The following is a 26,461-nucleotide window of genomic DNA, read 5'->3' as shown; positions in this document are numbered from 1 at the left end:
ACTATAAAACGAACTAAATTAAAAGTACATAGAATAAATGTTAATAATCAGAATGTTCTCGCGTTTATTGTATAATAAAAGGAGGCTCTTATTGAATCGCTTAAACGTAAGGATAAGAAGTTAGAGGAAGAAAATAAAAAATTACGTGAGCAATTGAAAATTGCATACGCAGAGGTTTATAAAAAGTTCTAGTTTGATAAGGCAGATCTTATTTAGTGGGACAAAAAATCTCTTGTTTTTCCACAATCGGGACATATAATTGAACGACACCTTTAAAGAAAACTGGATATTTATGTTAATATATTGGATGATATTGTGAAGGAATGTACTTAAACTAACGGAGCAGGATAGTTGAACAAGAAATTCAACCTATGTTTGTTGAAATAGTCATATTTAACAATGTTTGGTATTAATCTTATAGTATTTTAACAGATAAATTATTTTTCTAAATGGGGAGGGGCTATTTAGGGATTGTAGCAGCAATTTCTCTTAATATTGAACAAGCGAGATATGGGAAGGCTGGATAATATGTTAAATACATCCATATTGGAAAATGGGTTAGCGATCATCTCGTTATGCAAAAAACAAACAGGTGACATTTGGCGGGCTCATTATGGCGCGGCATCTATCGGCAGTTATTTTTTTGTTAAAAATAATCACAATCTAAGTCAGGAACTTGCTCAGCTTGTCTTTACTCAAGCCGGAGCGATGTCTAATAAGGTAATTGAGAGGAACAGCGAACGAAACCGTTCTTATTGCGATGAGAAAAGTTCCGTATGGGCTATACTTGAAGCACTCGATAAAACGATCGATCATCTTCATTGGGTTGGTCATAATGTAATATACACCGCAGCGAGTTTGTTGGCCATTAATGAACTGGAAGGCTGGGGGAGTGCTGAGGATATTGCTGGAATAACCGATCTCATTCAATCGTTTGAAAGGACAATTCCGGGAAGATCATGGATCGGATTTTCTGTTTCTCAAGTAAAAAGGATGGCCATTACAGACAAGGACGGATTTCCGCCCATATCAAAACCGAATGAGCTTTCTTTACTCGTTCTGGAAGAATTAGCCCAGTTCCCAATCATTTATCGAGCCGAATCGCATCATGATTTGATTGGCCACATGTTAACTTTTTCACATGCGTTAAACATTTTGTTTGACCTTGGGCATACCTCGTTTTTCAAGCGAGGATTACTGCCTGTCCTTAAGTTGATTAAAGTCCTCCGGAGTAGTAGGAACGTTAAATATGAGGATTCAATCAAGTTGGTTTCGCCTATCGACCGCCTGCCTTTGCAGCCAGCAAAACGAGCGGTCGAACTTCCGACTGAGATTAAATTTTGGGAAAAGGACTATAGTAAGCAAGATTGGGATTATGGTCATGTATTTAAATTCTCCCATAGCTTCTACGACCATTTACGACGAGTAGAGCAATTGAAAGAAACGTATTTTGAAAATTTCCGGTATGTAATTGCCCAATCGTCACAATTTGAATGACTGAAATGATTCAAGATTGATGAATTTTTAAATGCAGCCAAAAAGTTACAGAAAGAATCGGGGGAATTGAGAATGATCATTCTTGATTGTCAGCTGATTGTAAAATTGCAGAGGGGTGTTCCTTGATGACAAATAGTAGAATGAATCCTAAGGTTGATGAATTTTTAAATGCAGCCAAAAAGTGGAGGGAAGAATATGAGAAGTTGAGAAATATCGTTCTTGACTGTGAGCTAACCGAAGAATTTAAATGGATGCACCCTTGTTACACGTTTGAGAAAAAAACATAGTTTTAATACATGGATTTAAAGAATATTGTGCGCTTCTGTTTCACAAAGGTGCCTTGTTACAGGATGCCCATGGGATTCTAATCCAACAAACGGAGAATATACAGGCGGCGCGCCAGATTCGGTTCACCAATGTTCAAGAAATAGTTGAAATGGAAACCATCTTGAAAGCCTATATTTATGAAGCCATTGAAGTTGAAAAAGCCGGTTTAGAAGTGAAAATGAAAGAGCATAAAGAATTCATAATTCCTGAAGAACTTCAAAATAAATTCGATGAAATGCCTCCTTTTAAAACTGCTTTTGAATCATTGACACCGGGACGGCAAAGAGCATACATTCTTTATTTTTCTCAACCCAAACAATCCAAAACTCGAGAGTCAAGGGTTGAAAAATATATCCAGAAAATTCTCGATGGAAAGGGATTAAATGATTGTACTTGTGGGCTATCTCAAAAACAGCCCAACTGTGACGGCTCACACAAGTCATTGGATAAGAAAAAATAATAATCAAACTTTAAGATATTGTCTCACTTTGCGTTCATTCGAACTCTTTTTGGATCGCAGGTAACACTCAATCAAATAATTTAAAATGAAAGAACAAAAAAATGATTCATAGAGTATAAACAAACTATCGTATAACAGGCTTACGCATTACCAGTTAAGAAAAGAAAAATACTGCACACAAAAGTGTACCCTTTGGCTTTTTGCTGAAAGGTACACTTTTCTTGAACTAACGGATGCTTTAGTTGAACAAGCCAATCTAAAAAAGTCGGTTCCTTAGCGTACAGGAATTCGACTTTTTTTAGGTTAAAATTCGCTTAGCGTACAAAATTTCCGAAATGTTGGCGGTACCCCATGCCCGTCAACTTAAGATAAATTTGTATCCGTATAATATAATGCTCCTCAATACTCTCTAAATTCACACTATCCAATTCATTAATATGGTTGGAAACCCAGTTTATCGGTCAGGTATAGATTCAAAAAGTGCTCTTCGATTCTCCGGTGGTCGATATCGCTCAGCTATATTAAAGTGATGAAAGGTCATGACGGTTTATATCGAGAGAGTGGAGAATCGGCAATTTCGTGGTAAATAAATTTTTGTTCGAATGTTATTCAGGTCAATCGGATTCCTTCAAACGCATTCATCACCAAATGATGTACATAGGAATCATCCAACTTTTCGCCAGTTACGAGCAAACGATAGAAAATCGGCCCGTAAATGAGATCGATGCTTAATTCAATATCGAGAGTTTCTTTCAATTCTCCTCTCTGAATTCCCTTCTCCAGAAGATGCTTTGCTTGGAGTCGCCGGGGCTGAAAATATCGGGTACGATATTCCTTAGCCAATTTTGAATCAAACTGCCCTTCGCCTACTAACTCCGTAATAATGATCCCTTCCCGACTTGTCAAAAACCTGGCTAAACTCGTGGCGTGAATTAGAATATCATTTAATGCCGAGCCCGTATCAGGCACAGGCAACTTGGCAGCGGTAGCAGAAAGAAAACCATCCATTACCACGGCTGCCTTGTTAGGCCACCATTTATAAATCGTGGCCTTGCTAACCTTAGCACGATCTGCAATTTTATCGACCGTGACCGCTTTAAAGCCCGTTTCCAACAATAACTCATAGGATGCGGAAAGGATAGACTTATGCGTTTCGACATTACGCGGCCGACCTCTTTTACTTTGCACATTAATCATTCCTTCCAAAAATATAAACTATACGTTTAGTATACTTAATTTGAATAAAAAATAAAATAACCCATTTACAAAACTGAACGTTTAGTATATTATTTGTTTTAATTAATGAACTAAACGTTTAGTATTTAAAAGTTAAAAAATCTTACAATGTTAACTGATGCAACTAAGCCTAAGACTCCACAAGAACTTATTACAATAATACATGGGAAAGGAGAGGAGAGAGATGGCACAATTGAAAGTCTTGAAAGAAGAGTTGGATGCAGTTCAGACTCAATTTAGTAAAATGACGTCTGACACTGCGGCAGCATTTGCCAAGATGATCCAAGAACTTCGGGATAATGGTATAGGAGGAGTTAACTATGTCTAATTTAAAAAATCAAACAATTGATAAAGATATTTCAACGGGGTTAACCATACTTCTAGCAACTGCATGTGGTATCATTGTAGCTAATCTTTATTATGCACAGCCCTTGGTTGGGTTAATTAGCTCTGCAATTGGGCTTTCTACTAGTAGTGCTGGATTGATTGTAACGCTAACTCAAATTGGATATGTTGTCGGCTTACTATTTCTTGTGCCTTTAGGAGATATTGTTGAAAACCGAAAGCTAGTAGTTATATCTTTACTTCTAAGTACAGTCGCCCTGACTGCCACAGTATTTGTGAAACACGGCATTCTTTTCCTAGTAGCTTCATTCTTCATCGGATTGGGATCGGTCGCAGCACAAGTCCTCGTACCTTTTGCGTCATACCTTGCATCAGAAGCTACACGCGGCCGCGTTGTTGGTAATGTCATGAGTGGTCTGTTACTTGGTATCATGCTGTCGCGTCCGATATCAAGCCTAGTAGCTGACATTTGGGGATGGAATGCAATATTTGCCTTGTCTGCGGCAGTAATTCTTCTCTTAGCGATCATATTATCAAAAGTACTCCCTACTAGGAGGCCAATGGCAAACACAAACTATACGGCCTTACTTGGTTCAATGTGGAAACTACTGCGAACTACCCCGATCTTACGCCGTCGTGCAATTTATCATGCGTGTGTATTCGGGACTTTCAGCTTATTCTGGACTACTGTTCCGTTATTATTGTCTAGCCCTACTTTTCATTTTTCTCAGAAAGATATAGCACTGTATGCGCTTGTCGGAGTTGCGGGTGCGATAGCTGCGCCAGTAGGTGGCCGTCTAGCTGATCGCGGATGGACTCGGATTGCCACTGGGATAGCTCTCGCTGTTGTTATCGTTTCTTTATTACTACCACTCATGATTCGGAGTAGCTCGCCCGTTGGAATAGCTGTTTTAGTAGTTGCAGCTATTCTGTTGGACATGGGAGTATCCGCAAACCTTGTGCTTAGTCAACGTTTGATTTTCTCTTTGGAGCCAGAAATTCGTAGTCGATTAAACGGATTATTCATGGCTATTTTCTTTTTGGGTGGTGCTGTTGGATCCTCTATCGGAGGATGGGCATACGCCTCAGGTGGATGGGGTGCAGCATTATGGATGGGAATCGCTTTTCCAATCATAGCACTGCTTTATTTTGCCACAGAGAAATAGTTCTTTAATTAAACTTAAGCAGTCAGGATTCGTCTGACTGCTTAAGTTTTGGTATGTCCAAGCTTTAGAGATTAATTGCAATTGTTTTGAGGTTTTTGCACCAGAACCAGATTTTTTGTCTCTATCGCTGTAAAGGTACAAAACTCACCATGTAAAATATGTCTGAATTCTATGCAGACTATGATAAAAAAAGAGCTTGTGTCAGAAAACAAGCTCTCTTTAAAAGAAATAACGCAATTGAGATGTCTATATATTACCAATTGATTTATTACGATTCCATACGTCTCATGTTGAGAAATAAATTATAAGTGGTTTGATAAAACTAAAATGAATTATTGACATAATATTTTGACGACCATATAATTAATCTCGAATTAGAAATATTTTACAAAGGATTGATGATTATGAGTGTGATTAATAATGATGAGAATTTATCTTTAAAGTTATTTGTTATATTATCACGAGCAGTACAGTCAATCACAAAGCGTATTGAAGAAGATATAAAAAGTTATGGACTTAATCCAACTGAATTTGCAGTTCTTGAGTTACTATACAATAAAGGCGATCAGCCTATACAAAAAATTGGAGACAAAATATTACTTGCAAGTAGCAGTATCACGTATGTAGTTGATAAGTTGGAAAAGAAGAGGTTCTTAATACGAAAACCATGTCCTAAAGACCGCCGTGTCACGTATGCGTCAATTACTTCAGAAGGTATTGAATTGATGGATACTATTTTCCCTCAGCATAAAGAGTCGATTCGGCAAATATTTGGTGGTTTGGACTCTGGTGAGAAAAAAGTGATAATCGAACAGTTGAAAAAATTAGGATATTATGCGCAAGAACTATAAATTTTTGAACATATATCTCGAATTAGTAATATCCTACTTAAATATAAATTAAATAAAAGTAAAAAATCCCCTCTGGATTATGACATATGTCATAATACTCGTTAATCCAATCATGATAAATTAACCTTAAAAATGCAAGGGAGAAGCGGTATGTATAAATTACTTTCCGCACTTATTGGTGCTCTCATCGCACTTATAATCCCATTAAACGGCATCTTATCAGAAATTATAGGAAACTATAAAGCCAGCGTTCTTATTCACATTGTTGGATTGATTGCGGTTATTATCATTTTACTAGTGAGGAAATTAAAAATTAAGATTCATAAAGGAATCCCGCTCTACTTATATAGTGCAGGGGCTAAGTGTTCTTTTAAGAGTGAATCTTTAATAAAAGCTGAGGGTGGGTGTCAACAATGGAACTACGTCATTTAGAGTATTTTATTCAAGTTTGTAATAATGGTAGTTTTACTAAAGCTGCGGAAGTTCTAGGTATTTCACAGCCGACTTTAAGTCAACAAATACGTGTGTTAGAAGGTGAACTTGATACACCTTTATTTCATCGAGTTGGAAGAGGTATCAAAATTACAGAAGCAGGTAAGTTACTATTTGATAAAGGTAAATTTATCATGCAGCTATTTGATGAGGTTCATAATGAGATCTTTGAATTAAAGGGTGTGAAAAGAGGTGTGATTACTATAGGAGGATTATTAGAGGACCTCACCTATTTAACACCTTATATTACGCAATTTCAACAACAGTATCCCAACATCTTAGTAAAAATCATAGAATCAGAAGTTGCTGTAAATCAAATCGTTGAAAAAAATATTGATATAGGGATCACACGTAGTTTTCAAACTCCAGACACATTAACAAGCACTCTTTTGTATAGCGAAGAGCTCGTCCTTGTGATTCCAAAAAATCATCCTTTGAATGAAAAATCATTTATTTCTTTTCGAGAATTAGTAGGGCTGAGTAGAATAATGGCTTCAAGCAGTTGTCGTGAATCAATTAAGATATATTGTGAAAATTTAGGGTTATCTTTATCTGAAGCAAATATAGAAACAAAATCTTCTATTTCTCTATTGAGTCTTGTATGCAATGGACATGGGGTTGCCATAATACCACTCTCACTGGTTGATTTTGTTAATAATGATTCTTTGAGCATAGTTCGTATTGTTGATCCAACACCAAGTCAAGATATTAATCTTATTCACTTTGATGATAAATTTTTAAGTTTTGCAGCACGTATCTTTATGCAGAAGTTAAATGATCCTGAAAAAGTATCAGTATAATAGAAACAATAATGATTCTAGTGCGAAAATTTCAGGAAAATTGAAAATAATCTATAAATCTTGGGATGAGATCTATATTAAAATAGAAGGAACTGTATCTGTCCGTCATAAAGGAGTCATGGTAGACAGTGATTTGAGCTCGAATCAATAGTATTTGCCAGTGGGTTAATCCAAAATTAGGACCACTTAGATAACGTTCTAGGGTTGTATAATAGCCAACTAGTGAAATAAAGAGCACTGTTGAAATAATATAGCAAATAGGTAAGTCTTTTTTATTAAATATTACTCCAATTTTAATAAAACAAGAGAAAACAAATCCTTCAGGTTTCTTATTTGCATCCCTTGGTATAAAATAGGCGATTAAGATAGCGGATATAAAAAGGACAGACTTTGCAAGGAGAGAAGTCTGTCCAAAAACAAATCAAGTTAATCAATCAACTCTTCGGTCTTGCCGTATAGTAATAGATTCCGTTAGGAATACACCGCTATTTCGAATCTACATATTATTTGCACCAGAACCCATATTACCATTATGATCTTAATACCATTACTATTTGGGTCCGTCCTCGGCCCCAAACCCTTATTGTAGAAAGAAAACCACCGGCATTAGACCGGTGGTTCTGACTTAGAAAGCAAAGCAAGTACAACCAATACCCCATTTAGTTCCATCTTTTCCTATTACGGTATGAGTGTGTTGATGGAGAGGGTTACTGCAACTATGTAACTTGTGATCATGGGCATCGTGAGAAAGTATATTGTGGGCTAGGTTAGCACCACCATAACCATAAACTCCCGTCGGTGCCCAATCAGGTGATGCTGGCGGCAATTCAGGTGACAAATTTTTAAATTCATCATTTCCATAAACAACCTGCCCACCCATAATGGTGAGTAATGATTCAAGGTCTTTGATTTCTTCTTCCGGCACAGTAAAGTAGTCAGCAGACAATACAGCAATATCAGCAAACTGACCTATTGCAAGGGTTCCCTTTTTACCTTCATCACCAGAGAACCACGCACTTCCTTTGGAATATAGTTCCAGGGCTACTTTTCTGTCAAGTTTATTTTTTTCATCGTATATCGAAAGACCACCAATGGTTTTTCCGGCAACCATCCAGTAAAGAGCAACCCAAGGGTTATAGCTGGAAACCCTGGTTGCATCACTACCGGCGCCAACAGGTATACCCAGGTCTAGCATACGATAAATCGGAGGAGTACGCTTTGCAGCTTCTTTTCCGTATAAATCAACAAAGTATTCACCTTGGAAAGCCATGCGGTCTTGGATGGCGATACCGCCATTTAAAGCCTTAACACGTTCCATACTACGATCTGAGATTGTTTCTGCATGATCAAACCACCAGCGTAGACCATTAAAAGGAATTTCTCTGTTGACTTCCTCAAAAACATTTAAGAAACGTGTTATTGACTCGTCATAAGTTGCATGTAAACGGAATGGCCAACGGTTTTCCACCAATAGAGAAATTACTTTCTTTAAGTCAGCTTCCATCACCGTAGCTAGTTCGGGCCGCGGCATTTGAAATTTTTCAAAATCGGCTGCCGAGAATACTAACATTTCTCCGGCACCATTCATTTTATACTTATCATTTCCTTGACCCGGAGAAACAATTTTTGCCCATGAAGCAAAGTCTTCATATTCATGATTTGGATTTTGCGTAAATAGATTATACGCAATACGCAAAGTTAATTGTTCCTTCTCGGCTAAATGTTCAACAACTTTGTAATCATCAGGATAATTTTGGAACCCACCACCTGCGTCAATGGCACTTGTAATACCTAATCTATTTAATTCGCGCATAAAATGGCGAGTTGAGTTAATCTGGTCGTCAAAATTAAGTACTGGAGCTCTACCCAAACTTGAATAAAGAATAGAAGCGTTAGGATTGGCAATTAAAAGCCCCGTTGGATTACCTCGTTTATCCCGCTCAATTAAACAGCCTGGAGGGTCTGGGGTATCTTTTGTGTATCCCAGTGCACGCAGCCCTGCACGATTTACAAGTGCTCTATCGTAAAGATGTAGCACAAAGACAGGCGTGTCTTCAGAAACAGCATTAATCTCTTCCAAAGTTGGCATCCGTCTCTCTTTAAATTGAAATTCAGACCAACCTCCAACTACTCTTACCCACTGAGGAGCAGGTGTACGCCTTGCCTGCTCTCTGAGCATTTCCAGAGCAATAGCAAGTGATGGCACACCTTCCCAGCGCAATTCCATATTATAATGAAGACCTCCACGAATAACGTGTATATGAGAGTCATTCAAGCCCGGAATAGCTCTCTTTCTTTTAAGGTCTATTTTTTTGGTTTTTTCTGTGGCACTATCAAGAAGCTCATCTCCACCTACTGCAGTGACTAAACCATCAGTTATGGCGATAGCCGATACCTCAGGTTGAGATGGGTCAAGGGTAGTGATTTTTCCGTTATATAAGATCATATCCGGTAAATTCATGTTCACACCTCATCTACTTCCTATTATTCTGTAACCATGGATGAAATGTTTTACCGAGAATCGGCATGACTACCCATGATAGTAAGGACACTATACATACAGAAACAAAAAAAGCTGACATAATAGGATTCATATTTTTTATAATAGGTCCTATCACTTTAGGAACCAACATGCTAAGAGGCCATACACCCAGAAGGGTAACAATAGACATTTTCCATTTTGGCGGTGGAACTGGCGTTTTCGGAGTAACAAACCAATAAGCCAAACTGCTTTCAGTTTTGTAAGTTGGATTAGTAGCTTGAAATTGTTCTGCCTTTTTTAACAAATCTCGACGAATATCTGATTCTTGCCAAGCACGTAGATGCTCATACGTATCAAAGCGAAAAATAACAGTATACTCCCTGGATCCGTTATTGGGGACTATTAGATTTACGCCTAAATGCCCTGGAAATTTAGTAGCGGCAGCTTCGATTTCATGTCTCCATGTTTCAAACTGTTTTTCTCTACCTTCTTGAATTTCCCATGTAACAATCGTTGTTACTGCACCGCCAGCATCCATCGTGTTCCCTGTATGAGTTTCTCCGACAGTTACTCTTTCTTGTTTCATATTTTCCTGCTTGGAAGCGCCCCATGTACCATAGTATATGCGTATTCCACGCCTTGACCATAAGCGCCAGTGTGTTCTTTTACAATTTCCATAACAGCATCATAAGTGTCTTTGCGTGCCCAATCACGTTGGTATTCAAGTAAAACTTGAATTGCTGTCACTGGAATTGCTCCAGCTTGTTCTACACGACGCATAGCAGCATTATGTGCTGTCAAACTAGTACCACCTGAAGCATCATCAACTGCATAAACTTCATAGCCAGCTTTAATTGCTTCAAGCACAGGGAATGCAAGGCAAACTTCAGTCCAAAGTGCTGCAAATATCAATTTCTTTCTACCTGTTGCTTTAACTGCCTCAACAAATTTTGAATCTTCCCAGGAGTTCATTGAACTACGTTCTATAATTTCATGGTTTGGTAATATGTCAAGAATTTGTGGCCAAAAATAACCAGAAAAGCTGCGTGTTTCAACTGTAGTAAGAATAGTAGGTACGTTAAAAGCTTTTGCTGATTTAGCAAGCAGCATAACGTTATTAATCAATGTTTGTCTGTCAATGCTTGCAACCCCAAAAGTCATTTGAGGCTGAAAATCGATCAAAATTAATGCACTGTTCTCCGGGGTTAACAATTCTAAATTACTCATAATAAAACACTCCTTTTTTGAATTGTTTCAAATGAGGTTTTTTGAAACAATTATATTTTCTGTTAATTTCAGCTGTAATCGTAAAAATAAAAGCTTACTATACTTCTTAATTTAAAAGGGAGCGCTGATTAAATCAGCGCTAAATTTATACTATCCACTTTTAAAAAAGTGATTTATAGCTATTTCTTAGGAATAAATTTATGCATTTTGTTTACTGAGATCTCGCTGAGCTCCCATATAGCTTCCAATTATATTTTGATAACCTGGAAGATTACTAGCAAGCAAATTGCCAAAACCTTCGACATCGTTGCGCCAATCGCGTTGTAATTCGCACGCTACGCTAAACCAGTTCATAAGTTGCACGCCACTATGTGCCATACGCGTATTGGCAGCATCTGCAACTTGTTTACTGAAAGTTCCTGAAGCATCAGTAACAGCAAATACTTCATATCCAGCTTTTATAGCGGAAAGTGCCGGGAAAGCAACGCAAACATCCGTAACTACGCCCGCGATGATAAGTTGTTTTTTTCCAGTTTCTTCGATTGCTTTTACAAAATCATCATTATCCCATGCGTTAATTTGTCCAGGTCGAGCTATTTTTGGTGCGTGAGGAAAGAGATCAACCAATTCTTGCATTAAAGGTCCGTTAGGTCCGTTTTCAAAGCTTGTTGTTAAAATAACTGGTAAATCAAAAAACTTAGCAGTGTGAGCAAGAGCTAAAACATTGTTCTTGAATTCATCAACACCATAGTCACGTACTAGTCCGGACATAAGACCAGTTTGATGATCTACTAAAAGAACGACAGCATCATCTTTGTTAATACGAGAATAGAGATCAGACATTATGTATTCCTCCTAAAAATTAAGTAATCGAAGAAAGTTTTAAAAGTGGAATATTATCATAAATTTCTTCGTTTTTTACGATTAGTTTATAACTAAACTGACCGTTAAAATTAATTTATCTATAAGCTTATGACACGTCAATAATTTTCTTAAAAATCAGAAAAATAGTTAGACTAATTTTTTTAAATGCTTGATCTCCTTTTATTAATCTAAAATAGGAGCTTTATCTATCCAATTTATAAATTGTTGTAAATAACGCTGAAGATAACGTTTTGTTTGTTCGTCAGTAAGTACTTTCTGATCGGAATCAATCTTTTCATGTACTTGGGAAATCAGTACTTTTTGAAATGGAAGAACATGAACTTGCATGGCTTCTAGTATTTCTCTGATTTGCATTTGAGCATAAACAGTACCTAATCCCCCAGGAGTTGCACCAATTAAACCAACTGGTTTTCTGCTAAGAACAGCAGATTCCCGAGGTCTTGATGCCCAGTCCAATGCATTCTTTAATACGCCTGGAATTCCAGAATTGTACTCTGGACTTACAATAATGATACCGTCAACGTCCTGAATAGCAGATTTAAATGATGTCACTGTTTCTGGAACACTTATTTCTAAGTCTTCATTGAACAAAGGTAGATCATTTATCTCGATCCAACGAAATTGATGGGAATCATCCATCCCTGTTAATGATTGAGCAATGATTCGATTATAAGAGTTTTTTCTTAAACTACCACAAATAAGGCCTATGGTCTTAGTCATATATTTCCTCCTTTTTTTATAAAATCAACCAATTGTGCCATAGTATACTAAATTAAGAGAGGTAGCTTTATACCTAATTTTTAGACTATTTAATGAAGTGTTTACTACAAAAAGCCTAGGACGTAAGGATTTCTCATTAATTTTCTTATTATTGGCTCGAGTTTTTCAAGCTATGACAAATGGAGAATTGGCATGAAATATTTTAAATTCCTCCTTTCGTTATATTAGTTATAGCAGCATTCACAGAACATGAAGCGCTATACAAATTTATAGTATTTGAAAACCAATTCATTAATCAATTCTAAATTATCTATAATTTCTATAGATGGTAACTATAGTTATTTTTACCATAAAATTGATTGGTTTTACCTATACATTCTATAGATAGAACAATATTGATAGTCACCTATTTTTGTTATTAGAATTGAATATGAGGAATGTTCAGCAATTATTTCATGATGAAAAAGGTATTAGATGGGGAATTGTTACAAAAACAGAAAATGAATTCATCGGAACAATAGAGTTTCATGCTTAGAGTCCACAACATAAACGTGCATAAACAGGTTACGAGATTCATCCGGATTATTGAAGAAAAGGATATATATTAGAATATTTTTTGGAGGTAGAAGAATGGCAAAAATTACTGTAGGAACCGAAAATCAAACACCCATTGAGCTATATTATGAGGATCATGGTACAGGGAAGCCAGTAGTATTAATTCACGGTTGGCCATTAAGTGGTCGGTCTTGGGAATACCAAGTTCCTGCTCTCGTTGAGGCTGGATACAGAGTCATAACTTATGACCGTCGAGGGTTCGGGAAATCTTCTCAGCCATGGAACGGTTATGACTATGATACGTTTGCTACTGATTTACATCTGTTACTAGAGCATATGGATCTCCAAGATGTCACACTGGTCGGATTTTCAATGGGTGGTGGAGAAGTAGCTCGCTATATTGGAAACTATGGAACAAATAGAGTAGAGAAGGCTGTATTTGCAGGAGCTGTACCACCATTTCTTTACAAGTCAGCAGATCATCCTGAGGGAGTATTAGATGATGCAGCAATTCAAGGATTTGAAAATGGAGTAAAAAGTGATCGCCTAGCATTTCTTGATGAGTTTACGAGAGGATTTTTTGCTGCTGGAGATCGAACTGACTTAGTCAGTGAACCATTCCGACTTTACAATAGGGATATTGCAGCGGGTGCATCGCCTAAAGGAACGCTAGATTGTATCGCTGCTTTCAGCAAAACGGACTTCAGAGAAGATTTAGCTAAGTTTAATATACCTACCCTTGTTATTCATGGTGATTCAGATGCAACTGTTCCATTTGAATATAGTGGGAAGCTAACACATGAAGCAATTCCTAATTCTAAGGTAGCTTTAATAAAGGGTGGTCCACATGGATTAAATGCAACACATGCCAAAGAATTTAATGAAGCACTGCTATCATTTTTAAAGGACTGATTACAAATGAATAGTTGTTAACTGATAGAAGATGGGAATTTTGCACTTCACGTCACGGTTGCTTCCTCTCCTCCTTTTAAGACATATAATTGTCAAAAAATTAAATAATATCATTATAACAAATATATGTATATTTGTTATAATATGATAGAAAGTTACATAATCTACTAGTTTAGGGGGAATTTGTTTTGTTTAAAAAAATTTTAGCTCTAACTGTACCGTTTGTTTTAACTTTGGGTTTTACGTTTGGTAATATGGCTAATGCTGAATCAAACCTCTCACATGATCAAACTGTAGAAAATCAAAAACAAGCGTATAAAGAGAAATTATCAAATTTATCTCAGGAAGAAGTAGTTTCTAATTTTGAAAGAATTCATAATGAATACAAAATGGGAGAAGCGTTTTCATTAAAAGATCAAGCTTTTGTTGAAATGTATGCTAAACAACCTCTTCCATCAGGGATATCTTTATTTGCTTCAAAATCTATTTATGGATCTAAAACAGCTAATGGTGTTACAGTAACAGTAAGTGGAACAATTAAGGATGATATTCAAAATCTTATAAATCAAAGTTTCGGTGCTTCTAACTTAAAAACTAGTACAACAGCAGGTGCTAGTAAAGTATCTTCTGTAAAAACAGTAGTTTATCATGATGCTTATGGATTAGTAGGAAGTGGAGGTGTTGGTAAAGTATATTCTGGATCAATTTCTACTTCTGGACTAAATACTACGTTAACTGCAACTAAGAAGTATACTGCGGTTGTAGCCTATGCTTCAACATGGTGTACGGTTACTGTTAATCATTCAGGTGGTACTTTTACAATAAATCCAAGCTAATATTAAAAAAGGAGGACCAATATGTTAAATAGTTTTGGGATTCCAGGAATTATTATTACTGTTTTAGCTTTAATTGGATTAGTATATTTATTTAGGAAATGGTTTATAAGAAAATCAATAAAATAATATTTGATTTCATAGTAGTTATCATTTTTGATAACTACTTTTTATTTTGCCAAATAGATTATTTTAACCGTATCAAATGATTCGTTTTTTTGTGTCTGGGGTCCCGCCACATCGCTATCAAGTTAAGAAACACATTCTTCCCCAAAACGATAAAAATGATTAGAGACCCTGATTCTTTTATACAAGTCAGAAAAATCAGGGCTATTTTTAAAGGATTAAGGATTATTGAGTAAGCGATAGTTAATTGATTATGCCAGTATTTTTATTCTTCACTAATAAAGGGAGCAATTATTTTTTTTCATAAGAAGATAACACGATATTCGTTGATGGCGTACCATATTGCATTGAATCATCAATAAATTGTTCTAAACTTTCTACAGAATACGTTGCTAATTTGACAATATAGCTAATTTCCCCTGCTACTCTGTAACACTCAAGTACATCTGGATGATTATAGCAAAAGTTAGCTAATGATTTACAATCCTTTGATTTAAACAATATAAGTGCAGAAATTGGACGGTTTATTTTTTTAGAGAAACATGTGCATGGTAACCTTCAATAATTTGTTGCTCCTCTAACTTCCGTACTCGCTCAGTTACTGACGGAGAAGATAAGTGAACGGCTTCTGCTAAATCCTTCATTGAAATTTTTGCATTTGACTGTAATAATCCCACGATTTTTTTATCAATTTGATCCATAAATTATCCAACCTTTTTTTATAAAATAGAATAACCTAAATTCTTTATATAATAAAGCCAAACGATCAAATATCCTTATTAAACTTATTTATCAGCCTTCTATATTTGTATAAAATAAGGATATTAGGAGGCGATTTGCGATATGAAAAAGATTTTATTATTATTAGCTGACGGATTGGAAGCAGTAGAAGCTAGTGTATTTACAGATGTACTAGGTTGGAATAAATGGGAGGGAGATGGATCAACCGAGGTCGTAACAGTTGGTCTTCGGAATAAATTAACCTGTACTTGGAATTTTACTGTCATACCCGAAAAAACGATTGATGATATTCAATTAGATGAGTTTGATGCACTAGCTATTCCAGGAGGGTTTGAAGAAGCTGGTTTTTATCGGGATGCATACAGTAGAGAATTCTTAAATGTTATTCAACATTTTTATGTCAAGCAGAAGCCTATTGCCAGTATCTGTGTTGCATCATTAGCGCTTGGTAAAAGTGGAATTCTTACAGATAAAAAAGCCACCACATACAGTCATCCAACGAGTAAACGAAAAGAGCAGTTAAAGAATTTCGGTGCAATAGTACAAAATGATTTAATTGTTCAAGATGGAAATATTATTACATCTTCAAATCCAGGTACAGCGTTTGATGTTGCATTTTTATTACTTGAAAAGCTAACATCTAAAAAGAACGCTAAACATGTAAAGGATCTTATGGGATTTTAGGCATTGATCTTCAACAAAGGGGTACTTTGTGAGTTTTTGGAGCTTGCTAGAAGTAATGTGAAAAATCGCCATGCTCTAGTTCTATTTGTTGAACCAGAGGAAAAAGGAGAAGGGTTTGATTATTACAATACTTATTTTTGGAATATCTTAAAATACCTTAACGAACATGGCCCAAAAGAGTGGTCATCTAATTGGGGGTTTGTGTTTGATAAAGAGCCTATATTTATTTCTGCTAATGCTCCATTTTATAAACAACGTATTACTAGAAACGTGGGCAAATGTTTAATTCTAATTTTTCAATCTCGAAGAATTTTTGCTGATATCTCACATGAAATAAAACAAGGAAAAAAAGCTATTGAATTAATCAAATCTAAAGTTGAGGGTATGCCAATCCACCCTGATTTAGGTGGATATGATGCTCCAGATAAAAGAGAATGGAAACAATATGTAATAACAGATGATAATGAATCGATTAAAGGTAAGTGTCCTTTTCATGCACAATTTAATGAAAAGAATAGTAATTGACTAAAATAGGAGAATTTTTATGATTGTAACACTTTTTACATATATTTTGTTAGGTTTATCTTTATCAATACCTGCAGGTGCTATGACTGTCCAAATGACTAAACAAGGAATGAGAAATGGTTTCGTACATGGTTGGTTTGTAGGTATAGGAGGAATGACTGTAGATTTATCTTTAATAGTCCTGATTTATCTAGGGTTCTCTAGTGTATTAACCAATCCATGGGTAGAGGCAGTTATGTGGCTACTAGGTTTTGGGTTTTTAATGTTTATTGGAATAGAAAGTATTAAAGAAGCAAAGTCAGAAGTTAACATAGAGGGAGAAGATCCTAATAAATCTTTATTAACAGCTTATTTATCTGGTTTTATGATTGCTATATCACCGGCTAATATTGTATTTTGGATAGGGGTCTTTGGTCCGGTTCTAGTTTCTTCATTAGGTAATGCAAGTACATCTACATTTATATTAATAGCTGTAGGTATTTTATTAGGTATCTTTATGCATGATATGGTCTTATTAGGCTTTGTTCATTTTACTAGACGTTTTCTAAATCCAACCTTTATTAAATGGGTATCTATATCTGCCGCAATAGTACTATTCGGATTTAGTGGTTATTTTGGTTACGAGTTTATAAAACAAGTAATTAATTTTATCTAAAAAGCATAACTCTTATAAACTTAAATATAGTGGTTATAATGTAAATGAAAAAGATACGCATTTTAAACCCAAACGCAACGTAATTGTAAATATGTTATATTACGCAGGTACCCCCTCAGGAATTCGTTGATCCCTGGGGGGTCTTTAAATTCCCTACACGTAGCCTTTAGAAAAAAGAAACGACCTCCACTATAATTGACTTTGCATAAACTTAGCTTGATAGCGATGTGGCGGTACCCCTTAAAGAAAATATTTGGTTGATGAACTATTAAGTTTTCCTTGAATATACTAGATACTTTTATCTATAATCCCATTATTTTATATAAATCTAAATTTTCATACTTTACAATAAATTAACTCTGAGAAAATATAAATATAATATTTTTACATTACAATTCAAAAAGAGCCTATTCAAAAAGCACCATTTCAGTTTAATGAGAGTAGGAGTAGGAGAAGGAGAAAATCAAGGTTCCAATATTGGAACCGAAAGGGGGATTGACGTGACGAAAAATCTCCTCTCATCCCGATCGATGGGAGGATGCCCGCCATCCTTGTAAAGCGGAGCGACCTTCTCCAGCACAACGGAGTCGTCGACATGATCGATATAATCAATGAGTTCCGCATCAAAGTTTCACTACGGCTTTGTTTTTCACTCAATTTTACAAGCTTTTTGAACAGACTCTTAAAATACTTAAAATATGGAGGTTTTCTGTAATGAAAAGAATATTATCCATTTCCCTCGTATTCACGATGATATTCGTTATGTTATCGACCACCGCAGACGCACTTGCAAACGAATCGGACGACAAACTCGTCAAAATCGACAATATGCAGCCAGTTTACGGTCAAACGATCACCGCCAGTGCAATCATGGGTCATGGGTCAAATGGTAAAAATCTCACATTTCAATGGCAAGTACAGGAATCACGTATAAGCGATAAATATATTAATGTCAAATCGGGTGGTACATCCAAAAGCTACACCGTAACGTTAAATGATATTGGTAAAAAATTACGCGTTGTAGTTGGTTTACCATCAAATGGTGACAAAAAAACTTCATTACCCACGAACGCAGTATTAAATGCCAACCCCTTATTGCATCGATGAAATTCGACAATAATTTAAAGGACGATGCAAATCAAGAGAACTTGGAAGGGAAAGGAAATTATAGTTATGTAGCCGGTGTATTACCCGGGACCAAAGCTCTGCACTTAGAAAGCGGAGACGGCAATTATGTCGGTACGAAGCATAGCTTGAATTTTGGTAATGACAGTTTTACCACATCCTTCTGGTATAAGGGTGACACTAGCAATAATCAGGTAATATTATCAAACAAGGATTTTACTAAGAGCTCTAACGAAGGATGGGCGATTTATACATCAGCTAATTCGATCAATATGAATTTAGGATTCCCGACCGCATCAGTGAAATTTGGGCGCGACACGTTTAATGCTTCCAATTGGCGTTACGTGACATTTGTTGTAGACAGAGATAAAATGCTCGGATCGTTGTATATTGATGGTTACAAAATGACTGAAACTTCGCTGGGAATCGGAACTCTAGATACATCGAACCCATTAAATATAGGTAGCGACGGATTAGGCAAACATGGCGGTAATTCATTCGATATAGCTGATCTGAATGTTTGGAAAGGTGCATTTAGCAGTGATGTAGTTCAAGCTAATTATAATAGTTACGCTGTAAATAAAGTAGATATGAACGCACTTAACGACAAAATATCAGAAGCAAATAAAATAATAGCAGACGGTCTCGGCAACGGCTTCAGCGAAACCGATTTTGATCATTTGAAAAAGGTCTTGAATACGACATCTACGGTTGCAACAACGCAAAAAGAAAAATTATATACACAGGAAACCATCAATTATTACGAACGTGAACTAAACAACGCCATATTCATTTATCAAAAAAGCAATAAAACATTAACTCCCGCCGGTTTAAATATGATTGTGGACAGCGACCCGGAAGTAAGTGCTAATCCCGCAACAATCGCGCGTATTGAAAAAGATTACAGAACAGAACTGAGACTATTCCCACAGGCCGACGTACTCTTTATTCCTGGCGACGTTACCGGCGGTAACAACGCCAATGAATATGTGTGGATGAAAAATCTGACAGACATATACAATAAACTTAAAGGTGAGGGTCTGTTTGACAATACGAAGCTTTATATGGTAAGAGGCAACCATGATATGGGCGGCGCCGAACAATTTATACCTGTCGGTTCGGCGGGCGCGTGGAACGCCTCAACGAATTCATACGATAACAATTTCTTTAATAGTGCTTATAGGGTAAAGGTAAAAGGATATAATTTTGTGGGTTTTGACGGAAATTATAACAACGACAATACGGTGGGAAAAACCAAAAATTTCCTCGACCAAATTAAAAAAGAAGCGGATTACGATCCAACCAAACCCATATTTGTATCTTCTCACTACCCTATAAGCGGAACCGTGTGGGGATCGGCATGGAGCAGCGCGGCAAGTAATAATGTAGGTAAATATATTGCCGACAATAATTTTTCGCAGGTGGTATATATGTCAGGTCATACGCAATACGACCCGACCGACGAACGTTCTCACTATCAAGGTGCGGCTACGTATCTCGACAGCGGTGCGAGTTCATATTCCAGCTATATTGATAACGGTCCGTACGGCGGATATATAGAAGGCTCGTATATCAATTACAAAACCACACCTCGCATCGCGAATTTCATAGAGGTTTACGGTTCAAAAATTATCATCAAACAGTATAATTTAAGTACAGATGAATATGTAGGCACACCTTCTGTAAAAGTCGTTGGTGAAGGCAAAGAGGCCTTTACCTATAGCAGGAGCGATATAAGAGAACTCATAGCTCCGCAGTTTGAAGAGGGTATTACGGTCGATTCCTACAAAAACAACGAACTTGCTTTTACAATTAAGCAAGCAAATGACAATGTGCGCGTTTTGGAATATAATATTCAGCTTATCAACAAGCTCACGGGGAAAGTGGACAAATCGTTTAACAGCCTTTCGTTGCCGCTAGACAAACCATTCGATGAATACAGACATTATAAGTTTACAGATTTGTCGCCGACTACTCCATATATACTCAGGGTATTCGCCGACGATTCCATGTATAACCGTTCGTCGCAGGATATTGACATTGAGGCTCAAAGTTTTAATTTAAACAGCATCACTGCGCCTGCTAACATAACAGGGTTGGCAATCGGAACGGCGAAGACAGCGGACGCCCTTGGATTGCCAAAGACAGTATCCTTGGTTTCCGATCTAGAAAACAGGGTGGATGCCGATGTGACATGGAATGTAGATGCTTCAAACTATGATCCCACTGTAAAGACTTTACAGACCTTCACTGTCAATGGAACTGTAACTTTGCCAACTGGGGTGAAAAATCCCAATAACGTGCCTTTGACAACAAGCATTAAAGTAACGGTTAATAAGATTCCTCAGTCTCAAATGACGGCAACGGCGACAAGTCAGGAAACGGTTGGTGAAAATAATTCAGCATCCATGGCGATTGACGGAAATTCACAAACTTTTTGGCATACAAAGTGGGATAAATCTGATGTACTTCCTCAATCAATCACATTAAATCTTGGAGGAACTTATCCAATCGATAAGGTCGCGTATTTACCAAGGCCATCAGGCAGCAACGGAAATATTACAGGATATAACGTTTATGTAAGTACAGATGGAGTGACTTTTACTAAAATTGCAAGCGGAACTTGGGCAAACGACAATGCGGAGAAAGTAACAACTTTTGATCCGACAGATGCATCATATATCAAGCTCGAAGCAACGGCGGGTGTTAACGGCTGGGCATCGGCTGCGGAAATTAGCGTCCTTGAAACAGAAACTGTAAAGAATTAGCTTCTAATTTATTGTATTGAATTCACGCAGGTGTCATCACATTAGCGACATTTAGGATGGATCGGTAATGAAACGGGGGAGATCAATTTTCTCCCCCTCATTATTTGGACGATTAATGGTACCCAAGGTGTACTAAAGCTGCATTTCCTCGCTCTGCAACGGGATACCGGCTCATATTTCATATGTAATGTGACAGTCGCTGGCGCCGTCGGTGTAGAAATTGACCTAATTGTTGTCCAGTCGGTTGTTGTGAAAGATATTGACAGACACTGGGGGTAAAGACGCCATTGAGAAGCTTGCTAGCGCAGGAGTGATTACCGGATATGATGATGGGACGTTCAAGCCGAACAAAACGATTAACCGTGAAAAAATGGTTATTATTCTATCCCGTATTGTAGACTTAAGTAAAGTGGACAAAGGTGCTTCCAAAGGCAACTTTGCGGATATAGCAAGCGCAAGCTCTTATGCAGCAAATCAAATCAAGGATGCGGAAAAAGCGGGAATCATCAGCGTCAAGGGCAATGGCTTATTTGATCCGAAGGGCAACTCCACACGCGCAGAGGCGCTTACAATCGTTCTGAACGCATTGACCCTTAACCCACAAGTAAAAACACTCTTGGACAGCTTGAAATAAGTCGAGCAACATGTTCAAGTTGCAGATTGAACGTTCGTAACCGGATAAACTATATTGCAGGTTGTATTACTAACATTTCATGAAAAGGGGTTCCACTATGAAGCAGCGTTCATTTCTGTCCATGTTCATCATCATGATCTTATTATTTTTTGGGACTGCCACAACTTCACTTGCGCATTCCATAAATATGAATTACTCGGATTTAAACATTGAAGGGAACGAGATTCTCTACGATCTTTTTATTGAACAAAGAGACTTGTTTCCACAATTCGGTACTGACTTGGATAATCTGGTGAACGATGAACTGGCCTCGCAAAAAATCGAATCCTATCTACAGAAAGGTCTTCGCATAGATGCAGATTCGAAGCCCTTAACGATGGAATTGGTTTCGATGAACATGGCGCAAAAGGGTGCCGCAAGAGGCGTGGAATTTCAACTAAAGTTTATCGCCGATGAAGAAATCAAACAATTTAATCTTCATTACGATCTGGTGTTTGACGATGCGCCTGCTCATACGAGTGTACTCATGGTCCATGCAGGGGAATATTTTCAGCAGGATATGATTGATAGCACTAATAGAGATATTCTGATCAACCTTCCCCATATTGATAGCACTAAAAGTGATAATCTGAGCGACGTTCCCCAGCCTAAGATTGGCGCTGTTTTGTGGAAATACTTTAAGCTTGGAATCGAACACATTTTGACAGGTTATGATCATTTGTTGTTTTTGTTATCCTTAGTATTAATCGCATCTCGCTTCAAGGATGCGTTGAAAATTGTTACTGCTTTTACAATCGCCCACAGCATAACACTATTCTTGGTGGCCACCGACCGTATTCAGGTCAGTTCGCATTGGGTCGAAGCCTTGATTGCCCTGACGATCTGTTATGTGGCAGTGGAAAATATGTTTGTTCAAAAGGCGAAATGGAGATGGATATTGACAGCCATATTTGGCCTGATTCACGGTATGGGCTTCGCCGGGGCTTTAGCTGAAACAGGACTTCCAAAAGAAAATCTGATTGGCTCACTCCTGATGTTTAATTTAGGTGTGGAAACAGGCCAACTATTGATCTTATGCCTAGTACTGCCCCTCTTGATATGGCTGCGAAGGTTCCCTTGGTATCGTAAAATGACGATCTCAACGTCTTGCCTTATTTTTGTGCTGGCATTTTATTGGTTGATTCAAAGATTGTAATTAGGCCATTTATTGATCAATACGAGAGTTAGCGGTATTTTTGCTAGTTCTTTTTTATTATTGCGTGTCTAGCCAAGTCAGGCACAACTAGCTGGTATAGTCCGGTCGAGGTAAGGGCCTAGTCGCCTCGTAGCTGACAGGCAGCTCGTGAAGAGATCATATCTGATCGGGGTTCACAGTATGTGTCGGAGGATTATTAGAAACCTACTCTTATAGACATGTAGAGGAAATGCCCGGAATTTCTAAAAGTACCTTAATCCGAGCTAAAAGAAAGATACTTATAAAATGATATTAGCAGGATTCAATTAAATAATTTGAAACGCAGGATAATTAAGTGGCCAAAATCACTATGTCTGTCTTATATCTTTTCAGTATCCTTGTAGAGAAAAGGCCAGCTGCCTACTAGTCGTTTTCCTGGAATTTTAAAAAAGAACCTTCAGTATGCTAGTTAAATATTATTCAAGAGAAAACATTAAATTAGAACAATAGGTTCGAATGGTCAGGCACGAGTTGCTGAAGCTCTGCTTTTTACTTGAATTAAAATTAGAAATAATAAAAAAGCCCTTACATTTAATAGCTAATAAAAAACTTATTAGTTATTAAATGTAAGAGCACGATTGTTGAACAAGAAGTAAAAGGGTGATACATATTATATATGACTAATATGTATCACCCTTTATTTTTTATGACTTTTTACGAATTAGGTCTTGATAATATTTTTTAAACAACTTTATTATTTAGTTACAATGATAATTTCCCTTACTGTTTAATATACGCCCATTTATAACTATACACTCCAGCAAAAGGTCGAATACAAACGTCTTTTACGTATGGTCGTTCCAGATACACAAGTCCAGCCTGATAAATAGGAGCAATAGCTGTATCATCTTCTATGAGAATTTTTTCGGCATCTTGGAATGCCTTCCAGCGAGCAGGTAAATCTGTTAGTAGGGAAGAACCAGCATTATGGATAAGCTCGTCGTATTTTGGATTGGAATAGTTCATTCGGTTAAATGAGCTACCTGTTATAAACATATCTAAGAATGTCATTGGGTCTGGATAATCAGCCCCCCATCCAGAAAGGGAAATTTCGTAATCCTCTTTAGATTCACGCTCTAAATATACTTTAACAGGAAGTTGCGTTAATGTAATGCTTAATCCTGGTAATTTTTTTCTAGTTCGCCTTTTAAAAATTCGGTAATCTTTTTATCATTCGAATCATCAGTGCTTAAAATTTCTAGTGTTATAGTTTGGGTACCTAATTCCTTTTTAGCAAGTTCCCATAATTTTTTTGCTTCTGCAACATTTGTCTCTAGTTTTACATTACTTGTACTGCGAAAATCTTTGTTATCAGGTCCTTTTACAAATCCCTGTGGAATGAGTGCATTGGCTGGAATAGAACCATTGTTTAAAATTGTATTAGCAACGCCTTTTTTATCAAAAGCTAAGCTAATGGCTTTTCGCGCATTTTTATTTGCAAGAACTTGATTTTTTTGATTGAAACGTAAGAAAACTGTTGTTGGTCGTGCTAATTTTTTTAAGCTATCACTATCTTTGTATTTATCTACGAATTCAGCGTTAATAGTTGCTCGATCTACTTGTTTTGCTTCAAATAGATTGACAGCTGTTGAAATATCTTTGACGATATGAGCATTAATTTCTTCTAATTTTACATTTTTATTATCCCAGTAATTTGGATTTTTCGTCATTTTATATTCTTGTTCATGTTTCCATTCACTTAGTACGAATGGTCCGTTATAGATTGCATTTTTAGCTTCTAATCCGAAATTTTTCCCTTGTGATTCTACGAACTTTTGATTTAAAGGATAAAATGTGGCAAATCCCATTAATCCAAGGAAGTATGGAACAGGATGTTCAAGTTGAACTTCTAATGTTTTGTTATCGAGTGCTTTTACACCTAATTCATTTAAAGGAAGTTCTTTTTTATTAATTTTTTTCGCATTTTTAATATCGAATAGAATTTGTGCATATTCTGAAGCTGTTTCAGGGTTTACTGCACGTTTCCATGCATACACAAAATCATGAGCTGTTACAGGATCGCCGTTTGACCATTTCGTATCACGCAATTTAAATGTATAGGTTAATCCATCTTTACTCACTGTATGAGATTCTGCAGCTCCAGGTACAGGTTTTCCCTCAAGGCCAGGCATGTATAAGCCTTCCATGACGTTATTGAGAGCGCCAAAGGATAAGCCATCCGAGGCAATTGAAGAATCTAAAGTTGAGATTTCGCCTGATTCTACAATATTTAAAACTGGTTTTCTTTTTTCTTGCGTTTGAGTAGTGGCTGTTTCTGATTTGTTTTGGTTACATGCTGATAAAATAATAGAAAGCATAAGAATAAGAACAATGGACAGTTTTAGTTTTGGTTGCATTTTTCGTCCTCCCGTTTATTTGTCCATAAGTATAAACTTATATTTCTGAAAATTCAATAAAATAAACTTAGAATTAATAAAAACTTATAGGAATTGTATGATATAGTTCGTGTAGAGGAAAAGAAATGAACATGAAATATAGAAACGATTAAAATAAAGGATTACGATATTGTGCTTTAAATATAACTTGAAAATTTCTATAAGTGGTTCTGTCATATCGTCATCGAGTAAATAGAAAATTGTATCCACATCATAAAAAAGCTATTCTTTTGTATAAGTACTTACTAAAAGAATAGCTTTTTTCATAATATAGATTATCGTATTAATGAATTTTAAAAGTTGTCTTTTTACAATGAGTAACCACTTGTTTTGTTGTTTTAAATCTTTGCTTTTCTCCGCAAAATAAACCCACACAACATCTATCTTACACTTACACGAAAGATACCAAGCGTAAATAGCAGTCCCTATCTTTCGGATTTGTCACCTGTATTACTGTTTGTCTTTGCGCCACCCGCTTTTTTAACACCTTTGCTTGTATAAGGTTTGGCACTCTTTTTTTGTTGGCACTGGCTTTCCATCGGTTCCAGCCCTTACTGCCTGTTCCTCTACCTGTTCCACCTTTACCTTTAGCTTTACTCATATAATATAATCACTCCGTTATTATTGTATAGCAAATCTGTTTCCACAGTAGTCAATAAATCTTTAAAATAAAATTTGGGTTTATGACTTTTTCCTTTCCGACAGTTGCTCATAAAAATGAACAGCAGGATATAATAGTATATCATAACATGGACAGTAATGCGCAAAATCCTCAGGTTTATCCC

General features: G+C 36.7%; 20 protein-coding genes and 8 pseudogenes. 19 read left to right on the top strand and 9 right to left on the bottom strand.

The genetic code is table 11. The annotated features are described in order from the left end of the window. Window positions 1-78 precede the first annotated feature (78 nt). The 3 genes and pseudogenes from ACEWFJ_RS16395 to ACEWFJ_RS16385 form a co-directional block, all read left to right on the top strand. Window positions 79-192 (top strand): annotated as a pseudogene (locus tag ACEWFJ_RS16395) (DUF6262 family protein); the annotation flags it as partial. Between the two features lie 336 nt (window positions 193-528). Continuing rightward, window positions 529-1,497: a hypothetical protein gene (locus ACEWFJ_RS16390; RefSeq protein WP_473689249.1), complete on the top strand. Its 969-nt coding sequence runs from the start codon at window positions 529-531 to the stop codon at window positions 1,495-1,497. Window positions 1,498-1,622: 125 nt separating this feature from the next. Continuing rightward, window positions 1,623-2,284: pseudogene (locus tag ACEWFJ_RS16385) on the top strand (YdeI/OmpD-associated family protein). Between the two features lie 609 nt (window positions 2,285-2,893). Here ACEWFJ_RS16385 and ACEWFJ_RS16380 read toward each other — a convergent pair. Then, window positions 2,894-3,472, bottom strand: a complete 579-nt coding sequence (locus ACEWFJ_RS16380; protein WP_473692559.1) for a TetR/AcrR family transcriptional regulator — start codon at window positions 3,470-3,472, stop codon at window positions 2,894-2,896. A gap of 232 nt (window positions 3,473-3,704) precedes the next feature. Here ACEWFJ_RS16380 and ACEWFJ_RS16375 point away from each other — a divergent pair, with 232 nt between their 5' ends. The 6 genes and pseudogenes from ACEWFJ_RS16375 to ACEWFJ_RS16350 all read left to right on the top strand — a co-directional run. Next, on the top strand, window positions 3,705-3,848 hold the full coding sequence (locus ACEWFJ_RS16375) for a hypothetical protein (protein WP_429719083.1): 144 nt from the start codon (window positions 3,705-3,707) through the stop codon (window positions 3,846-3,848). Next, on the top strand, window positions 3,841-5,031 hold the full coding sequence (locus ACEWFJ_RS16370) for an MFS transporter (protein ID WP_473689248.1): 1,191 nt from the start codon (window positions 3,841-3,843) through the stop codon (window positions 5,029-5,031). Before ACEWFJ_RS16375 ends, ACEWFJ_RS16370 begins: the two co-directional genes overlap by 8 nt. A gap of 404 nt (window positions 5,032-5,435) precedes the next feature. Beyond that, window positions 5,436-5,882 carry a MarR family winged helix-turn-helix transcriptional regulator gene (locus ACEWFJ_RS16365; RefSeq protein ID WP_429719081.1) on the top strand — a complete coding sequence of 149 codons (447 nt, stop codon included), beginning with the start codon at window positions 5,436-5,438 and terminating at the stop codon, window positions 5,880-5,882. A gap of 150 nt (window positions 5,883-6,032) precedes the next feature. After that, window positions 6,033-6,242, top strand: a pseudogene (locus ACEWFJ_RS16360) (DMT family transporter); the annotation flags it as partial. A 53-nt stretch (window positions 6,243-6,295) separates the two neighbouring features. Further along, complete coding sequence (locus ACEWFJ_RS16355) at window positions 6,296-7,174, top strand: LysR family transcriptional regulator (protein WP_473689247.1); 879 nt, start codon at window positions 6,296-6,298, stop codon at window positions 7,172-7,174. A 378-nt stretch (window positions 7,175-7,552) separates the two neighbouring features. Then, window positions 7,553-7,633 (top strand): annotated as a pseudogene (locus tag ACEWFJ_RS16350) (IS6 family transposase); the annotation flags it as partial. 166 nt (window positions 7,634-7,799) lie between these two features. On the opposite strand, the gene ACEWFJ_RS16345 reads toward ACEWFJ_RS16350, so the two are convergent. The 5 genes from ACEWFJ_RS16345 to ACEWFJ_RS16325 form a co-directional block, all read right to left on the bottom strand. Continuing rightward, complete coding sequence (locus ACEWFJ_RS16345) at window positions 7,800-9,635, bottom strand: amidohydrolase (RefSeq protein WP_336474709.1); 1,836 nt, start codon at window positions 9,633-9,635, stop codon at window positions 7,800-7,802. A 13-nt stretch (window positions 9,636-9,648) separates the two neighbouring features. Then, window positions 9,649-10,242: an antibiotic biosynthesis monooxygenase gene (locus ACEWFJ_RS16340; protein WP_098308566.1), complete on the bottom strand. Its 594-nt coding sequence runs from the start codon at window positions 10,240-10,242 to the stop codon at window positions 9,649-9,651. Then, window positions 10,239-10,883 (bottom strand): hydrolase, encoded by a 645-nt coding sequence (locus tag ACEWFJ_RS16335; RefSeq protein ID WP_098308568.1) that lies wholly within the window; start codon window positions 10,881-10,883, stop codon window positions 10,239-10,241. The genes ACEWFJ_RS16340 and ACEWFJ_RS16335 overlap by 4 nt, the downstream gene beginning before the upstream one ends. A gap of 198 nt (window positions 10,884-11,081) precedes the next feature. Next, a complete protein-coding gene (ycaC, locus tag ACEWFJ_RS16330) occupies window positions 11,082-11,726 on the bottom strand; it encodes an isochorismate family cysteine hydrolase YcaC (protein WP_098308570.1) in 645 nt (214 codons plus the stop codon). A 204-nt stretch (window positions 11,727-11,930) separates the two neighbouring features. After that, entirely contained in the window at window positions 11,931-12,488 is a 558-nt protein-coding gene (locus ACEWFJ_RS16325; protein ID WP_440603106.1) for an NADPH-dependent FMN reductase, read from the bottom strand. Window positions 12,489-13,118: 630 nt separating this feature from the next. Between ACEWFJ_RS16325 and ACEWFJ_RS16320 the strand changes: the two genes are divergently transcribed. Then, complete coding sequence (locus tag ACEWFJ_RS16320; RefSeq protein ID WP_473689246.1) at window positions 13,119-13,955, top strand: alpha/beta fold hydrolase; 837 nt, start codon at window positions 13,119-13,121, stop codon at window positions 13,953-13,955. 188 nt (window positions 13,956-14,143) lie between these two features. After that, complete coding sequence (locus ACEWFJ_RS16315) at window positions 14,144-14,791, top strand: hypothetical protein (RefSeq protein ID WP_473689245.1); 648 nt, start codon at window positions 14,144-14,146, stop codon at window positions 14,789-14,791. A 388-nt stretch (window positions 14,792-15,179) separates the two neighbouring features. Here ACEWFJ_RS16315 and ACEWFJ_RS16310 read toward each other — a convergent pair. Beyond that, window positions 15,180-15,615, bottom strand: a pseudogene (locus tag ACEWFJ_RS16310) (Lrp/AsnC family transcriptional regulator). A 142-nt stretch (window positions 15,616-15,757) separates the two neighbouring features. On the opposite strand from ACEWFJ_RS16310, the gene ACEWFJ_RS16305 reads away from it, so the two are divergent. The 8 genes and pseudogenes from ACEWFJ_RS16305 to ACEWFJ_RS16270 all read left to right on the top strand — a co-directional run. Beyond that, window positions 15,758-16,339: a DJ-1/PfpI family protein gene (locus ACEWFJ_RS16305; RefSeq protein ID WP_473689244.1), complete on the top strand. Its 582-nt coding sequence runs from the start codon at window positions 15,758-15,760 to the stop codon at window positions 16,337-16,339. A 36-nt stretch (window positions 16,340-16,375) separates the two neighbouring features. Continuing rightward, window positions 16,376-16,864: a YqcI/YcgG family protein gene (locus tag ACEWFJ_RS16300; protein WP_473689243.1), complete on the top strand. Its 489-nt coding sequence runs from the start codon at window positions 16,376-16,378 to the stop codon at window positions 16,862-16,864. Window positions 16,865-16,883: 19 nt separating this feature from the next. Continuing rightward, complete coding sequence (locus ACEWFJ_RS16295) at window positions 16,884-17,519, top strand: LysE family translocator (RefSeq protein WP_473689242.1); 636 nt, start codon at window positions 16,884-16,886, stop codon at window positions 17,517-17,519. Window positions 17,520-18,233: 714 nt separating this feature from the next. Beyond that, window positions 18,234-18,626, top strand: a complete 393-nt coding sequence (locus ACEWFJ_RS16290; RefSeq protein ID WP_473689241.1) for a hypothetical protein — start codon at window positions 18,234-18,236, stop codon at window positions 18,624-18,626. Continuing rightward, window positions 18,623-21,412: a discoidin domain-containing protein gene (locus ACEWFJ_RS16285; RefSeq protein ID WP_473689240.1), complete on the top strand. Its 2,790-nt coding sequence runs from the start codon at window positions 18,623-18,625 to the stop codon at window positions 21,410-21,412. The genes ACEWFJ_RS16290 and ACEWFJ_RS16285 overlap by 4 nt, the downstream gene beginning before the upstream one ends. Window positions 21,413-21,671: 259 nt before the next feature. Further along, window positions 21,672-22,046, top strand: coding sequence for an S-layer homology domain-containing protein (locus ACEWFJ_RS16280; RefSeq protein WP_473689239.1), 375 nt, complete (start codon window positions 21,672-21,674; stop codon window positions 22,044-22,046). A 97-nt stretch (window positions 22,047-22,143) separates the two neighbouring features. Continuing rightward, window positions 22,144-23,241, top strand: a complete 1,098-nt coding sequence (locus ACEWFJ_RS16275) for a HupE/UreJ family protein (protein ID WP_473689238.1) — start codon at window positions 22,144-22,146, stop codon at window positions 23,239-23,241. Between the two features lie 193 nt (window positions 23,242-23,434). Beyond that, window positions 23,435-23,530: pseudogene (locus ACEWFJ_RS16270) on the top strand (recombinase family protein); the annotation flags it as partial. A gap of 470 nt (window positions 23,531-24,000) precedes the next feature. Here the strand turns inward: ACEWFJ_RS16270 and ACEWFJ_RS16265 are convergent. Together ACEWFJ_RS16265 and ACEWFJ_RS16260 are read right to left on the bottom strand one after the other, a co-directional pair. Further along, a pseudogene (locus ACEWFJ_RS16265) lies at window positions 24,001-25,637 on the bottom strand (peptide ABC transporter substrate-binding protein). Between the two features lie 464 nt (window positions 25,638-26,101). After that, window positions 26,102-26,277 (bottom strand): annotated as a pseudogene (locus ACEWFJ_RS16260) (DUF3934 family protein). Between the last annotated feature and the right edge of the window lie 184 nt (window positions 26,278-26,461).

This window comes from Bacillus sp. EA-CB0995, from assembly GCF_055814245.1.
Note: the sequence above shows the minus strand (reverse complement) of the source record. Positions and strands in the feature narration are given on the sequence as shown.

Coding starts and splice junctions, on each gene's coding strand:
- ACEWFJ_RS16325 (WP_440603106.1), bottom strand. CDS start 12,488: ATGACTAAGACCATAGGCCTTATTTGTGGTAGTTTAAGAAAAAACTCT.
- ACEWFJ_RS16340 (WP_098308566.1), bottom strand. CDS start 10,242: ATGAAACAAGAAAGAGTAACTGTCGGAGAAACTCATACAGGGAACACG.
- ycaC (WP_098308570.1), bottom strand. CDS start 11,726: ATGTCTGATCTCTATTCTCGTATTAACAAAGATGATGCTGTCGTTCTT.
- ACEWFJ_RS16320 (WP_473689246.1), top strand. CDS start 13,119: ATGGCAAAAATTACTGTAGGAACCGAAAATCAAACACCCATTGAGCTA.
- ACEWFJ_RS16375 (WP_429719083.1), top strand. CDS start 3,705: ATGGCACAATTGAAAGTCTTGAAAGAAGAGTTGGATGCAGTTCAGACT.
- ACEWFJ_RS16290 (WP_473689241.1), top strand. CDS start 18,234: ATGAAAAGAATATTATCCATTTCCCTCGTATTCACGATGATATTCGTT.
- ACEWFJ_RS16390 (WP_473689249.1), top strand. CDS start 529: ATGTTAAATACATCCATATTGGAAAATGGGTTAGCGATCATCTCGTTA.
- ACEWFJ_RS16295 (WP_473689242.1), top strand. CDS start 16,884: ATGATTGTAACACTTTTTACATATATTTTGTTAGGTTTATCTTTATCA.
- ACEWFJ_RS16365 (WP_429719081.1), top strand. CDS start 5,436: ATGAGTGTGATTAATAATGATGAGAATTTATCTTTAAAGTTATTTGTT.
- ACEWFJ_RS16275 (WP_473689238.1), top strand. CDS start 22,144: ATGAAGCAGCGTTCATTTCTGTCCATGTTCATCATCATGATCTTATTA.
- ACEWFJ_RS16335 (WP_098308568.1), bottom strand. CDS start 10,883: ATGAGTAATTTAGAATTGTTAACCCCGGAGAACAGTGCATTAATTTTG.
- ACEWFJ_RS16285 (WP_473689240.1), top strand. CDS start 18,623: ATGAAATTCGACAATAATTTAAAGGACGATGCAAATCAAGAGAACTTG.
- ACEWFJ_RS16355 (WP_473689247.1), top strand. CDS start 6,296: ATGGAACTACGTCATTTAGAGTATTTTATTCAAGTTTGTAATAATGGT.
- ACEWFJ_RS16345 (WP_336474709.1), bottom strand. CDS start 9,635: ATGAATTTACCGGATATGATCTTATATAACGGAAAAATCACTACCCTT.
- ACEWFJ_RS16370 (WP_473689248.1), top strand. CDS start 3,841: ATGTCTAATTTAAAAAATCAAACAATTGATAAAGATATTTCAACGGGG.
- ACEWFJ_RS16305 (WP_473689244.1), top strand. CDS start 15,758: ATGAAAAAGATTTTATTATTATTAGCTGACGGATTGGAAGCAGTAGAA.